Here is a 14,208-nt window from a genome sequence, read left to right as displayed (position 1 = left end):
CAAGGTCACTAGAACACAAGAAGTGCAGCATCCATTCTCGGGGGGGAGAAATCCAATGAAGCTTCAATTTCAGACATTCGGGGTCGCGCTGAGCGGCGCGGCGCTGCTGGCGCTGGCCGCCTGCGGCGGCGGAAGCAGCGATAGCGCCAGCAGCGGTTCCACCAGCGACAAGCYGGTCGTGGCCGTGGCCGCGTCCGCGGTGACTGGCACGGCCGCCACCGGCGCCGCCCTCGCCAACGCCAAGGTGGCCATTACCGACAGCGCGGGCGCCTCGCCCTGCCAGGAAGCCGCGGTCACCACCAGCGCGCTGGGCACCTACACCTGCACCCTGAAGACGGGCGTGGTGGCGCCGTTCTTCGTGGTCGTCACGGACCCCACCGGCAACACCGCCCCGCTGGTCAGTGTGAGCACCGTCACGCCGGCCGCCGGCGCCAAGCTGACGCTCAACGCCACGCCGTTGACCACGGCCATCGTGGCGCAACTCGCCGCCGACGGCAATCCGCTGACTGTCGTCAGTGGCAAGACGGTGGACGCCGCCGCCTTGCAAAAGGTCACCGCCAATGTGGTCGCGCAGCTCGCCAGCGTGCTCGCCGCCATCGGAGCGCCCGCCAGCTACGATCCGTTCTCGACCGCCATTACCGCTGCCACGGCGGCCGGCGTGGGCAATACCGCCGACCAGGTGCTCGACATCGTCAAGGTGGTCACGGACCCGGCCACCGGCAAGCTGGCGCTGACCACCGTCGACAACCCGACGCCCATAGCCATTGCTACCGCCACCAGCACCGGCGGCACGCTCGCCGCGCCGCCCGCCGCCGTCGCGGCCCTGCCGCAGGCCGCACAGGCCGTCGCCAAGGGGCTCTCGGCCTGCTTCGCGCTGCCCGTCGCGCAGCGCGTGACGTCCTCCAATGCCAACCTGAGCGCGTCGCAGGGCGGCCCGGAGGTCGACGGGGTGGCGTCCGCATGCCAGAACATCGCTGCCGACAGCAGCAACGCAGCCGGTATCGATTTCCTGCAAAACGGCTTCTACTTCGGGCAATTGCTCTACGGCATCCTGACCAGCGATACCATGACGGGCGCACAGTTCAGCGTGCCGGAAATCATGGCGTTCTATCCCGCCGCGTCGACGGCCTCGGGGCGTGACGAAGCCATCTTCAACATCCGGTACCTGGACGCCGGCGGCAACCCCGGCAACATCATCACGACGGCACGCAATATCGCCAACGGCGCGACCAGCGCGCATCCCTCGAACTGGTGGCTGGTCGGCAACCAGCAGCCCGTCGATGTGACCGTCAAGCTCCAGATCCGGCGTGTCGAACAGCTCAACCCCGGCTTCAGCAAGAACAACAATAACTACAGCCACTTCCAGAGCGGCATCCAGTTCATGATCAACGCCACGGGCCCGGGCAGCGTCGTCAACAACGCCCCCCTGAGCTATGCGCGCGTGACCGGGCCCGGCTTGCCGAGCAATGGCATTGTCTATATTGCGCCGGTCCCGGCCGAAGTAGGCCAGACCTACATGGACGTGAGCAACAAGACCGGTACGGTGCCCGTCACCGCCCAGTGCGGCAACGAGTTCAGCCCGCCCTCGCCGTCGTACAACTGCCCGAACTTCTGGTTCTCGCGGACTGCGGGCCTCAGCGGCAGCGCGGCCAGCACGCTGGCGGGCAATCCCGCCGGCCTGGCGTGGGCGCAAGCAGCGGACAACGCCGATGCCTCCAAGGTGGTCAAGGGTGCGAAGTACCGCATCGAGCTGTTCCATGGCACCAACACCACGCCGACCTACAGCTACAACAAGACCCTGCTGAGCGACCTCGTGCCGGCCACCCAAGGGGTGAACCTGCCGTGGAACACGCTGGGCAGTCAGTCGCTGGCCGCGCTGGACCCGTCCAACGCCAGCCTGGCTGGCGCGCAGACGTCGCTGACGGCGGACTGGGTGCAGAATGTCTCCGCCCAGCAGATCGGCAGCGTTGCCGTCTCGGTCGACAGCAACGGCACCTGGAGCACATCCATGCCAGCGCCCAAGGGCGCGACCTCGATCGTGGTCAATGCGGCGGTGYCGGCCTTCTCGGCCAATACCACGCGCGGCCTGCTGTTCGGGTACCGGATGCTGGACAACAGCAACAAGTCGGTGGTCTACACCTACAACTGATTCCAGGAATCAGGCGCTCCTGACGCGGCCGGCGCCACAGCCGGCTTCGGCGTCCTGCATAGCCCCGCAAGGCCAAAAGGCCTGCGGGGCCTTTTTTTCGCCCCGGCACGCCGCGCCACGGCCGCGGAGGAGGCTGCAGCGCACTTGCGCGCCGTCTTTACGCGATCTTTATATCTTCTTTACACCCCCGCCTCCCCTCTCTACCCCGTTTTTACCGCGCCATCCCTAATCTGCCATCTGTGAATCACTCACGGTGTGTTGCCATGGACGGGATCTATTTCATTGGTTTGTTGCTGTTCGGTGCGCTGACTGGCGCACTGCTGGCCTTATGCGCCGCGCTGGGAAGCAAACCGCCCGGCGCGGCCGAGGGGCCGGGCGCGGAGGGTGCCGAAGTGCGCCGCAAGGACAGCGCCACCGACAGGAGGCTGTGATGGACTGGGCTGACCTGCTGGGCGGCGTGCTCGCCGTCGCTGTTTTTATCTACCTCCTGATCGCCCTGTTCCGGCCGGAGAAATTCTGATGTCAACCGAATTCCTGGGACTTCTGGTCCTCTACCTGGCTATCCTGCTGGCGCTCGCGCCCTTCGTGGGGCGCTATATCCGCCGCGCGATGGAGGACGAGCGCTACCTCGCCACAGCCTGGGGCCGACCGCTGGAGCGCGTGCTGTACCGCGTGGCCGGCGTGCGCGCCAATGCCGAGATGGGCTGGAAGCAGTACGCCGTCGCGGTCATCGCCTTCAATATGCTGGGCGTGGTGGCCGTCTACGTGCTGCAGCGCGTGCAGGTCTGGCTGCCGCTCAACCCGCAAGGCTTTGGCGCCGTCACGCCGGACTCCGCCTTCAACACAGCCGTCAGCTTCGTCTCCAACACGAACTGGCAGGGCTATGCGGGCGAATCCACCATGAGCTACCTGACGCAGATGCTGGCGCTCACAGTGCAGAACTTCTTCTCGGCGGCCACCGGCATCGCCGTGGTATTCGCGCTGATCCGCGGCTTCGCGCGGCAGAGTGCAACCACCATCGGCAACTTCTGGGTGGACATGACGCGCTGCACGCTCTACGTGCTGGTGCCGATCTCCGCCGCCATCGCGCTGGCGCTGGTCAGCCAGGGCGTGATCCAGAATTTCGACAGCTATAAGGAAGTCACGCTGGTGACGCCGGTCGAGTACAGCCAGCCCAAGGTGGACGCAGCCGGCCAGCCCGTGCTCGACGCCAAGGGCGCGCCCGTGACGGAGGCCATGAAGACCGACAAGCAGACGCTGGCAATGGGCCCGGTGGCTTCGCAGGAAGCCATCAAGATGCTCGGCACCAATGGCGGCGGCTTCTTCAACGCCAACTCGGCCCATCCCTACGAGAACCCGACGGAGCTCGCCAACCTGATCCAGATGCTGGCCATCTTCCTGATTCCGGCGGCCTTGTGCTTCACCTTCGGCGAGATGGTCAAGGACCGCCGCCAGGGCGTTGCGATCCTGGCCTCGATGGCGGTGATCTTTATCGTCATGGCGTGCGTGGCGGCGCTCTCCGAGCAGATGGCCAACGCCGCGCTGGCGGGATTGCCGATCGACCACGCGGCCAGCGCGTTGCAGGCCGGCGGCAATATGGAAGGCAAGGAAACGCGCTTCGGCATTGCCGCCACCGCGTTGTTCGCCACCATCACCACGGCGGCATCGTGCGGCGCGGTCAACGCCATGCATGACTCCTTCACCGCCATCGGCGGCCTGGTGCCGATGCTGCTGATGCAGCTTGGCGAGGTGGTGTTCGGCGGCGTCGGCTCGGGCCTGTACGGCATGCTGGTGTACGCGGTGCTGGCGGTGTTCATCGCAGGATTGATGATCGGCCGCACGCCGGAGTACCTGGGCAAGAAGATCGAGACCTACGAGATGAAGATGACTGCCGTGGCGATCCTCGTCACGCCCTTGCTGGTGCTCCTGGGCACGGCGGTGGCGGTGATGGTGGAGCCGGGCCGCGCCGGTGTGTTCAACCCTGGCACGCACGGCTTCTCGGAAATCCTCTATGCGTTCTCGTCGGCCGCCAACAACAACGGCAGCGCCTTTGGCGGCTTATCGGCCAACACCCCCTTCTACAACGTGGCGCTGGCCGCGGCGATGTGGTTCGGGCGCTTCTGGATCATCGTGCCGATTCTCGCCATGGCGGGTTCGCTGGCGGCCAAGCGCCGGCTTCCGGTCACCGGCGGCACCATGCCCACGCACGGTCCCCTGTTTGTGGTGCTGCTGGTTGGCTCGGTGCTGATGGTGGGCGCGCTGACCTATATCCCGGCGCTCGCGCTGGGTCCGGTGGCGGAGCAATTGCAGCCCCCCGCGGTGACGGCGGCGGGCAAGTGACGGAGCGCCTGCCGCGCGGCGACCCGCGCGGCATGGCGAGGCAGCAAACCAGCAAGCAATGAGGGCTGCCGTCCGCGCAGGCGGCGCCGGCCCTCAAGAAAAGCGTATCAGCGTATTGCGGAGAAACGCATGCAACAAGAATCCATGGTGACGCGCGGCAAGACTGCCGGCGCGGCACCGGCAAACACGACGCCGGCGACCAGCGTGGCCACGCCGGCCCACGGATCCGGCAAGGGCGGCGGCCATCATCGTCCGGCGCGCGGCGGCATGTTCGCGCCCGAGCTGGTCAAGCCGGCCCTGCTCGACTCGGTGAAGAAGCTCTCGCCGCGCGACCAGTTGCGCAACCCGGTGATGTTCGTGGTCTACGCGGGCAGCATCCTGACCACTATCCTGTTTTTCCGTGCCTTGTTCGCGCCAGCTACGGCGGGCGGCGAGAGCGCCGGCTTCATCCTTGCGGTATCGGTGTGGCTGTGGTTCACCGTGCTGTTCGCCAACTTTGCCGAAGCGCTGGCCGAAGGGCGCAGCAAGCAGCAGGCCGAGGCGCTGCGCGGGCTCAAGACCACGGTCACCGCCAAGCTGATCAAGGAAGGCCGGCGCGACTACCGCGCCGCCGGCGCCACGGAGCCGCGCGGCGCCGCCGCGCTGCGCCGTGGCGACGTGGTGCTGGTCGAGGCCGGCGACATGGTGCCTGGCGACGGCGATGTGATCGAAGGCGTGGCCTCGGTGGACGAGAGCGCCATCACCGGCGAATCGGCGCCGGTGATCCGCGAGTCGGGCGGAGATTTCTCTTCAGTCACGGGCGGCACGCGCGTGCTGTCCGACTGGATCGTGGTGCGCATCACCACCAATCCGGGCGAGAGCTTTATCGACCGCATGATCACCATGGTCGAAGGCGCCAAGCGCCAGAAGACGCCCAACGAACTGGCGCTGACCATCCTGCTGGTCGGGCTGACCATCGTGCTGCTGCTGGCCACCGCCACGCTGCAGCCGTTCTCGGTGTTCAGCGTACTCGTGGCCAAGGCCGGCATGCCGGTCACCATCACCGTGCTGATCGCGCTGYTGGTSTGCCTGATCCCGACCACCATCGGYGGCCTGCTGTCGGCSATYGGCGTGGCGGGSATGAGCCGCATGMTGGRWGCSAATGTGATCGCCACCTCGGGCCGCGCGGTGGAAGCCGCGGGCGACGTGGACGTGCTGCTGCTCGACAAGACCGGCACCATCACGCACGGCAACCGCCAGGCCTCGCGCTTTATCGCCGCGCCCGGCGTGTCGGCGCAGCAACTGGCCGAAGCCGCCTGGCTGTCGTCGCTGGCCGACGAAACGCCGGAAGGCCGCAGCATCGTGACGCTGGCGCGCCAGCAGGCCGGCGCGGCTACGCCCGATATCAGCGCGCTGCGCCCGATCTTCGTGCCGTTCACCGCGCAGACCCGCATGAGCGGCGTGGATGCCGGCGGCCGCAGCGTGCGCAAGGGCGCCGCCGATGCCGTGCGCAAGTATGTGACCGAGCGCGCCGGCAAGTTCCCCGACGCGGTGATGCAGGCCGTGGATGATGTGGCGCGCGCCGGCAGTACGCCGCTGGTGGTGGCGGAATCCAGCGCCGATGGCGAGAACGTGCGCGTGCTCGGCGTGGTCGAGCTCAAGGACATCGTCAAGGCCGGCATCCGCGAGCGCTTCGGCGAGCTGCGCAAGATGGGCATCAAGACCGTGATGATCACCGGCGACAACCGCCTGACCGCGGCGTCGATCGCCGCCGAGGCCGGCGTCGATGACTTCCTTGCCGAAGCCACGCCCGAAGCCAAGCTCAAGCTGATCCGCGACTACCAGGCCGAAGGCCGCCTGGTGGCGATGACCGGCGACGGCACCAACGACGCCCCCGCGCTGGCGCAGGCCGATGTGGCCGTGGCGATGAACAGCGGCACGCAGGCGGCCAAGGAAGCCGGCAATATGGTCGACCTCGACAGCAATCCGACCAAGCTGATCGAGATCGTCGAGATCGGCAAGCAGATGCTGATGACGCGCGGCTCGCTGACCACCTTCAGCGTGGCCAACGACGTGGCGAAGTATTTCGCCATTATCCCGGCCGCCTTCGCCACCACGTATCCGCAGCTCAACCAGCTCAACGTGATGGGTTTGTCGACGCCGGCCTCGGCCATCTTGTCGGCGGTGATCTTCAACGCGCTGATCATCGTGGTGCTGATTCCGCTGGCCTTGCGCGGCGTGGTGTACCGCCCGCTCGGCGCCGCCGTGCTGCTGCGGCGCAACCTGCTGGTGTATGGGCTGGGCGGCATCCTGGTTCCGTTCGTCGGCATCAAGGTGATCGACATGATCCTGGCGCTGTTCGGCTGGGTCTGAGCGCGTCGAACGCGTGGCATGTTAACGGAGCAATCAATGAATACGAAAGTCCAGACCGCGCAGCCTGTTGCGCCCATCCAGGGTGGCCTGCTGCGGCCCTTGCTGACGGTGTTTGTCGTGCTGTCGGCCGTCACCGGGCTGTTGTATCCCGGCGTGATCACCGGCATTTCGAGTGCGGTGTTTCCGCATGAGGCGGCAGGCTCGCTGATCGTCAAGGACGGCAAGGCCGTTGGTTCGGAACTGATCGGCCAGCCGTTCTCTGACCCCAGGTACTTCTGGGGCCGCTTGTCGGCTACCGCGCCCATGCCGTATAACGCGGCAGCATCCGCCGGCTCCAACCTCGGCCCGAGCAATCCTGCGCTGACCGATGCGGCGCGTGGCCGCATCGAAGCGCTGCGCGAGGCCGATCCCGGCAACCAGGCGCCGGTACCGGTGGATCTGGTGACCGCTTCAGGCAGCGGGCTCGATCCGCACATCAGCCCGGCCGCGGCGCAGTATCAGGCGCCACGCGTGGCCCGGCTGCGCGGCCTGCCCCTGGAGCGCGTGCAGGCGCTGATTGCGGCGAACACGGACGGGCCGCTGCTGGCGGTGATGGGCGATCCGGTGGTGAATGTGCTGAAGCTGAATCTCGCGCTGGATGGCGAGAAGCGGTGAGGTTGGGGGGCCATTGGCGCGCTGGCAATGCCCGCTGGTTTGCGCCCCTCTCCAGGAGGGGAGAGCGAGTGACAGCCGTCGGCATGGCAAACGGTTCTTGCGCACCAGGCGTGGCACAATCGTTTGTATCCATCCCTCTCCCGGGCAATGACCCCCACCATGCCTGACACCGCCACGCGCGACGCCCCCGGCCGGCCCGATCCCGATGCCTTGCTGCAACGCATGCAGGAGGAGGGCGAGCGCGCCGCACGCGGCAAGCTGCGTGTGTATTTCGGCGCTTCCGCCGGCGTCGGCAAGACCTTCGCCATGCTGACCGCCGCGCGGGCGCTGCGCGAGCAAGGCAGCGACGTGGTGATCGGCGTGGTGGAAACCCACGGTCGCGCCGAGACCGAGGTGCTGATCGTGGGGCTGGAGCGGCTGCCGATGAAGGCCATGCCGCATCACAAGCTCGACGACCACGTGCTGCACGAGTTCGACCTGGACGGCGCCCTGGCCCGGCGCCCGGCGCTGATCCTGGTCGACGAGCTGGCGCATTCCAACGCGCCCGGCAGCCGTCACCCCAAGCGCTGGCAGGACATCGAGGAACTGCTGTCGGCCGGCATCGATGTCTGGACCACCGTCAATGTCCAGCATCTGGACAGCCTCAACGAGGCGGTGGGCGGCATCACCGGCATCCGCGTGTGGGAGACCGTGCCCGACACGGTGTTCGACGACGCCGACGAAGTCATCCTGGTGGACCTGCCCGCCGACGAACTGCTGCGGCGGCTGCGCGACGGCAAGGTCTACCTGCCGGAACAGGCACGGACCGCGGCCAGCAACTTCTTCCGCAAGGGCAACCTGATCGCGCTGCGCGAACTGGCGCTGCGCCGCACCGCCGACCGCGTCGACGACGATGTGCGCGCCTACCGGCACGCCGAATCGATCCGCCCGGTGTGGCGCACGCGCGAAGCGGTGCTGGCCTGCATCGGCACGGGCGACGATGCGGCGCAGGTGGTCAAGAGCGCGCGCCGGCTGGCCGGGCAGCTCGATTGCGACTGGCATGTGGTGACGGTGGCCACGCCGCGGCTGGCGCGGTTCGCCGAACAGGAGCGCGCGAACATCGAGGAGGCGATGCGGCTGGCCGAAGAGCTCGGCGCGCGCACCGAGACCCTGGCCGGCAGCGATATCGTGCAGGCGGTGGCGGGCTATGTGCGGCGCCACAATCTCACCAAGGTAGTGGTCGGGCGTGCGCCAGGAACCTGGCACCATAGTGGCGGCAGCCCGCTGGCGCGCGCGCGGGAGCTGCTGGCACTGGGCCTGTCGCCGTTCCTGGGCGCGCGCGCCTGGCTGTTCGGGCGCCATAGCTTTGCCGATTCGCTGGCGCTCGGCTGCCCGGAGATCGATGTGATCCGTGTCGCCGCCGATGCCATGGGCGCCGACACGCGCGGCCGTGCGCAACCGGTGTCCGGGCGCGCCGACGTGCGCGAGGATCCGGCGCGCAATGACGACAGCAGCGCGGTGGCGCGCCGCATCGACTACCTGTGGGCGGTTGCGTGGTGCGGCGGCGCCAGCTTGTTGTCGGCGCTGACGCGGCCTTGGTTCGACCTGGTCAATATCGCGATGTTGTTCCTCGCGGCGGTGGTCGGCGTGGCGCTGCGCCACGGCCGCGGCCCTGCCGCGCTGGCCTCGGTGCTATCGGTGGCGGCTTTCGATTTCTTCTTCGTGCCGCCGCGCATGTCCTTCGCGGTCAGCGACGTGCAATACCTGGTGACGTTCGTGGTGATGCTGGCGGTGGGCCTGGTGATCGGCCAGCTGACAGCCGGGCTGCGTGAGCAGGCCCAGGTTTCGGTTGAGCGCGAGACCGATGCCCGCACCCTCTATGAGCTGGCGCGCGAGTTGTCCGCCGCGCTGATGCCAGAGCAGATCATCGAGATCAGCGGCCGCTTCCTGCACGCCGCGCTGGGGGCGCGTTCGGCGTTCTTCCTGGTGTCGCCCAAGGGGCGGCTGATGCCGCCGGTAATCGATCCCGCGCAGCGCGGCAGCGACGCCATCGACCCGGTGCTGGCGCAATGGGTATTCGATCATGGCCAGCCCGCAGGCACCGGCACCCACACGCTGCCGGGCAGCACCGTACTCTACCTGCCGCTCAAGGCGCCGATGCAGACGCGCGGCGTGCTGGCGGTGGAGCCGCAGGAGTGGCGCGCCTTCGCGCGGCCCGAGCGGCGCCGGCAGATCGATGTGTTCGCCACGCTGATCGCGATCGCCATCGAGCGCCTGCATTATGTGGAGGTGGCGCAGCAGGCGCTGGTGTCGATGGAGTCGGAGCGGCTGCGCAGCTCGCTGCTGGCCGCCGTCTCGCACGATCTGCGCACGCCGCTGACCAGCCTGATCGGCATGGCCGAAACCATGCAGCGCACCGAACCGCCGCTGCCTCCGCCGCTGTCCGAAACCGTGGACGCGATGCGCGAGCAGGCCCTGCGCATGCGTACCATGGTGGTCAACCTGCTCGACATGGCGCGCCTGCAAAGCCGCGATGTACGCATGCAGAAGGAGTGGCAATCGCTTGAAGAGCTGGTGGGCGCGGCGCTGGCCGGCATGCGCGACGCGCTCTCGCGGCACCGCGTGTCGGTGGCCGATCTGTCGGCGTTGCCGCTGGTGGAGTGCGACGCGGTGCTGATGGAGCGGGTGCTGTGCAACCTGCTGGAGAATGCCGCCAAGTACACGCCGCCGGGCACCGGCATCCGCATTGCCGGCGAGGTGGCTGACGCGGAGGTGCGGCTCGTGGTGGAGGACGACGGCCCCGGCGTGCCGCGCGGACAGGAGCTGTCGATCTTCCAGAAATTCACGCGCGGCGAGCGCGAGTCGGCCACCGCCGGCGTGGGCCTGGGGCTCGCCGTTTGCGAAGCCATCGTGCAGGCGCACGGCGGGCGCATCTGGGTGGAAAGCGCCGGCGTGGCGCGTGCCGGTGGCACGCAGGGTACCGGCGCGCGATTCGTGGTGGCGCTGCCGCGCGGCAATCCGCCGGCGATCGAGCCGGAGCCGCCCGAGCTCGCGCACGAAGCAGCAAACAAGGAATCCAACCGAAATGACGTTTGAATTTTCGCCCACGGTATTGCTGGTCGAAGACGAGCCGCATATCCGGCGTTTCGTGCGCGAGGCATTGCAGGCGGAGGGCTGCACCGTGCATGAGGCCGAGACGCTCAAGCGCGGCCTGATCGATGCCGGCACGCGCCAGCCCGACGTGGTGATCCTCGACCTGGGCCTGCCCGACGGCGACGGCATGACGCTGATCCGCGAGATGCGCACCTGGACCGAAGTACCGGTGCTGGTGCTGTCGGCGCGCACCGGCGAAGCCGACAAGATCGCCGCGCTCGATGCCGGCGCCGACGACTACCTGACCAAGCCCTTCGGCGTGGGCGAGCTGATCGCGCGCGTGCGCGTGCTGCTGCGCCGGCATGCCAAGATCAATCCGCAAGGCACGCCGCTGGTTACCTTTGGCGAAGTGCGGATCGACCTGGCCAACCGGGTAGTCACGCGCGCCGGCGACGACGTGCATCTCACGCCGATCGAATACCGCCTGCTGGCCGTACTGATCGCGCATCGCGGCAAGGTGATGACGCATCGCGAGCTGCTGCGTGAAGTGTGGGGGCCCGCGCATTCCGAGAGCAGCCATTACTTGCGGGTGTACATGGGGCACCTGCGGCACAAGCTGGAAACCGATCCCGCGCAGCCTTCGCATCTGATGACGGAGGTGGGGGTGGGGTACCGGTTCGTGGGGTGACAGGGCGGCCGTACGCAACAGGTTTGAAATCACTGAAAAAACTGACAAAAGCTGACATGGCCCGGGGAAGCGAAAAAGCCCGGTCGGCGGTGGGATATAGTCATGCCCTTTCCRCCAAACGCCAGCTGAGGGGGCAATGGTTCGGCTCTTCCTGATTGTTCTCTTGTGCTGGGTGGGCCAGTCCGCGGCATGGGCGGAAGTGCGTTTGCCGCAGTCGGGGGAGGTCTCCCTTGGCCAGCATTGGGAACTGCTGCGCGATCCGCAGGATGCGCTGACCGTGGCGCAGCTATCCCGGCCCGAGACCGCGGCCGCCTTCCAGCCCCAGGACTCGCCTCCCGCCCTTGGTTACGTGAAGGGGACCGTCTGGCTGCGCATCACCCTGACGCGGCCGGCGCAAGCCGCACCGATATGGCTGCTGCAGTTGCGCTCGGCGCTGCTGGACGACGTCACCCTGTTCCTGCCGCAGCGTGGGGGCGGGTACGAGCAGCGGGTGGCTGGCGACAGGCAGCCGGTCGCGGGGCGTGACGTGAATTACCGCAGCCCGGTGTTCCGGCTCGACCTGCCGGCGGACCAGCCGGTCACCCTGTATCTGCGCGTGCGCAGTACCAGCACACTGAGCTTTCCCCTGGTGGTGTGGTCGCCAGAAGCGTTCATTTCCTTTATCGGCACCGAACTGCTTCTGTTTGGCTTGTTCTACGCGGCGCACCTGGTCTTGCTGATCACCAGCGTCTGGTTCTATTGGGTGACCCGCAATATTTCCTTCGGGCTGTTCAGTCTTACCGTGCTGGCCAATCTGTTTATTTCGCTGGGCGCCGAAGGTTTCACCTATCAGTATCTGCTGCGCGAATGGCCGCTTGCGAGCGAAACCCTTTACGTGCTGAGCTGGTTTTCCGTGACGCCACTTGGCGTCATGTTCACGGCGCACTATCACGGCCTGTTCGAGGCGCCCTGGCGGCGTTGGGCGGTCGGCTTCTCCCTGCTGACCTGGGGTGTGGCCCTGGTTTCGGCATCCTGGCTGCTCCTGGACAATGTCTGGTGGATACGTCCACTGGCCCTGCTGTGGGGTATCGCCATCATGGTGATACAGCTGATCGTTGCCACGGTGATGGCCTGGCGCGGCCAGAAGGCCGCGCGGGTGCTGGTGTTTGTCCTGGTTCTCCTGCTGGGCGGCACCGTGTTGCGCCTGGCGCGCAATGTCGGCTGGATCGATCCCGGCTCGTTCGTCGACAACGCCAACTACCTGGGCATGGTGGCTTTCCTGCTTATCATGAATTCGGCCATCAGCTGGCGATACACGGATATGCGGGCCGAAAAAGAAGCCGCGCAGGCCGAAGCCTTGCGCGTGGCCCATCAGGCCGAGCGCGATCTGGAACTCAAGGTTGCCCTGCGCACGCAGGCGCTCAGAGATGCCATGGCGCAGGTGGAGGCGTCCCTGTCGCTGGAGCGCCGGGCGCAGGAAGAGCAGCGGCAGTTCCTGTCCACGGTGTCGCATGAACTGCGCACGCCGCTGGCCGTGATCGATGCGACGGCCCAGAACCTGGACCTGGACGATGCCCACGATGATCCGCGGACCTCGGCCCGGTACCAGAAGATCCTGCGTGCCACGCAGCGCCTGACCATGCTGCTGAATGACTCGTTGCATGAGGATGGCTTCGAGCTGCTGCGGCATGGCTCCCGGCCTTCGCGCACCAGTCTGCCGGACTTGCTGGAGGATGCCGCGGCGGCAGCCCGTTTGCTTTCGGAGGGGCACCAGCTGGAGGTTGACGGGAGCCGCTTGCCGGAGGCCTTCCTGTGCGATGCCAGCCTGTTGCGGCTGGCGTTGCGCACGCTGGCCGACAATGCGGTGAAGTACACACCCGTGGGCAGCCGGGTGGTCCTGGGCGGCAGGTTGGTGGCCGCAGGCGTGGAGCTGGAGGTGCGGGACAACGGGCCGGGCATCGATCCGGCGGACCTGCCGCGCATATTCGATCGCTTTTATCGCGGCCAGAATGCCGGGCAGAAGCCCGGGACCGGGCTAGGCTTGTCGCTGGCCCGGCGCATGGTGGAAATGCRGGGCGGCACATTGGCTTTGGAAAGCATGCCGGGGCAGGGCTGTCGCGCGAGGATTTTCCTGCCGTCGGCGCAGCCGGGCCTGCAGGCCGGCAATCAGGCCAGCGAGATGGGCGCGGTGAACGTGTAGCCTTTCCGGTGGGCGGTCCTGAGCGGCAACTCAGTTCCCGATTCGCTCCGCCAGCGCTGCCGGAGACGGCTGACCATGGTTTCCAGCCGGCGTTCGTCGTAGCTTAGCCAGTCGAAGCCGAAGCCTTCGGCGATCTGGCGGCGATTGACGGGCTGGGCCGGGTTGCGTGCCAGCATCTCGAGCAATTTGCTCTCATTGGAGGAGACGGCCAGGCGGTCTCCGGCCGGCGCGACCAGCGTGCAGGCCTGGCGGTCGAGCCGCCAGTTGGCAATCACCCGGCGGCTCAGGGCGCGAAGGATGGCGTCGAATTCCAGCAGTTTGACGGGCTTGACCAGATAGTGGTCCGCCCCGCCGTTCAGGCCGTGGATCTTGTCCTGCGATTCGCCGCGGGCCGTGAGCATGACGATGCCGCAGCCGGGCCGTTCCTGTCTTAGCCGGCTTGCCGCATCAAAACCGGTTCCGTCGGGCAGCATGACATCGATGACGGCAATTTCCGCCTGCGCGGCCAGCGGCAGGAATTCCGCCAGGCTGCCTGCCTGGCTTACCATCCAGCCGCGCTTTTGCAGGAAAGCCGCCAGTTCCTCGCGTAGCTCGATCTCATCCTCGAGCAAGATGACATTGCCCATCCCAATACCTTGCAGCGGTTACCTTAAATGATCGTGGCCAGGGCAGGTTTCAGCCTGCTCCTGCGATATTACGGTAAGAATGGGTGGAATCTTAACCCCTGGGCTGCATCTCTGCCTAATCGACCCTGCCCCCGCTGCGAGGCCCGCT

Annotated in this window: 10 protein-coding genes; 9 read left to right on the top strand and 1 reads right to left on the bottom strand. The window is 67.2% G+C overall.

Features of this window, described 5'->3' with window-relative positions:
• The first annotated feature begins 55 nt into the window (after window positions 1-55).
• The 9 genes from AC1DKD_RS01875 to AC1DKD_RS01835 all read left to right on the top strand — a co-directional run bounded on the left by AC1DKD_RS01875 (window position 56) and on the right by AC1DKD_RS01835 (window position 13,434).
• Entirely contained in the window at window positions 56-2,149 is a 2,094-nt protein-coding gene (locus tag AC1DKD_RS01875; protein WP_477142871.1) for a hypothetical protein, read from the top strand.
• A 263-nt stretch (window positions 2,150-2,412) separates the two neighbouring features.
• Complete coding sequence (locus AC1DKD_RS01870; RefSeq protein WP_200876704.1) at window positions 2,413-2,580, top strand: hypothetical protein; 168 nt, start codon at window positions 2,413-2,415, stop codon at window positions 2,578-2,580.
• The gene (gene kdpF, locus AC1DKD_RS01865) at window positions 2,580-2,669 is read left to right on the top strand and encodes a K(+)-transporting ATPase subunit F (RefSeq protein WP_006164365.1); all 90 of its coding nucleotides are present in this window, start codon (window positions 2,580-2,582) and stop codon (window positions 2,667-2,669) included. The genes AC1DKD_RS01870 and kdpF overlap by 1 nt, the downstream gene beginning before the upstream one ends.
• Window positions 2,669-4,489 carry a potassium-transporting ATPase subunit KdpA gene (gene kdpA, locus AC1DKD_RS01860; RefSeq protein ID WP_441631016.1) on the top strand — a complete coding sequence of 607 codons (1,821 nt, stop codon included), beginning with the start codon at window positions 2,669-2,671 and terminating at the stop codon, window positions 4,487-4,489. The genes kdpF and kdpA overlap by 1 nt, the downstream gene beginning before the upstream one ends.
• 129 nt (window positions 4,490-4,618) lie before the next feature.
• The gene (gene kdpB, locus AC1DKD_RS01855) at window positions 4,619-6,841 is read left to right on the top strand and encodes a potassium-transporting ATPase subunit KdpB (RefSeq protein WP_477142870.1); all 2,223 of its coding nucleotides are present in this window, start codon (window positions 4,619-4,621) and stop codon (window positions 6,839-6,841) included.
• A 36-nt stretch (window positions 6,842-6,877) separates the two neighbouring features.
• Complete coding sequence (gene kdpC / locus AC1DKD_RS01850; RefSeq protein ID WP_441631020.1) at window positions 6,878-7,495, top strand: potassium-transporting ATPase subunit KdpC; 618 nt, start codon at window positions 6,878-6,880, stop codon at window positions 7,493-7,495.
• Window positions 7,496-7,654: 159 nt separating this feature from the next.
• A complete protein-coding gene (locus tag AC1DKD_RS01845) occupies window positions 7,655-10,570 on the top strand; it encodes a DUF4118 domain-containing protein (RefSeq protein WP_441631022.1) in 2,916 nt (971 codons plus the stop codon).
• Window positions 10,560-11,255 carry a two-component system response regulator KdpE gene (gene kdpE / locus AC1DKD_RS01840; RefSeq protein ID WP_441631024.1) on the top strand — a complete coding sequence of 232 codons (696 nt, stop codon included), beginning with the start codon at window positions 10,560-10,562 and terminating at the stop codon, window positions 11,253-11,255. Before AC1DKD_RS01845 ends, kdpE begins: the two co-directional genes overlap by 11 nt.
• A 136-nt stretch (window positions 11,256-11,391) precedes the next feature.
• Entirely contained in the window at window positions 11,392-13,434 is a 2,043-nt protein-coding gene (locus AC1DKD_RS01835) for a sensor histidine kinase (protein ID WP_477142869.1), read from the top strand.
• Here AC1DKD_RS01835 and AC1DKD_RS01830 read toward each other — a convergent pair.
• Complete coding sequence (locus AC1DKD_RS01830; RefSeq protein WP_441631028.1) at window positions 13,401-14,060, bottom strand: response regulator transcription factor; 660 nt, start codon at window positions 14,058-14,060, stop codon at window positions 13,401-13,403. The genes AC1DKD_RS01835 and AC1DKD_RS01830 overlap by 34 nt on opposite strands.
• Window positions 14,061-14,208 lie beyond the last annotated feature (148 nt).

This window comes from Cupriavidus sp. 05T313 (genome assembly GCF_056396665.1).
Note: the sequence above shows the minus strand (reverse complement) of the source record. Positions and strands in the feature narration are given on the sequence as shown.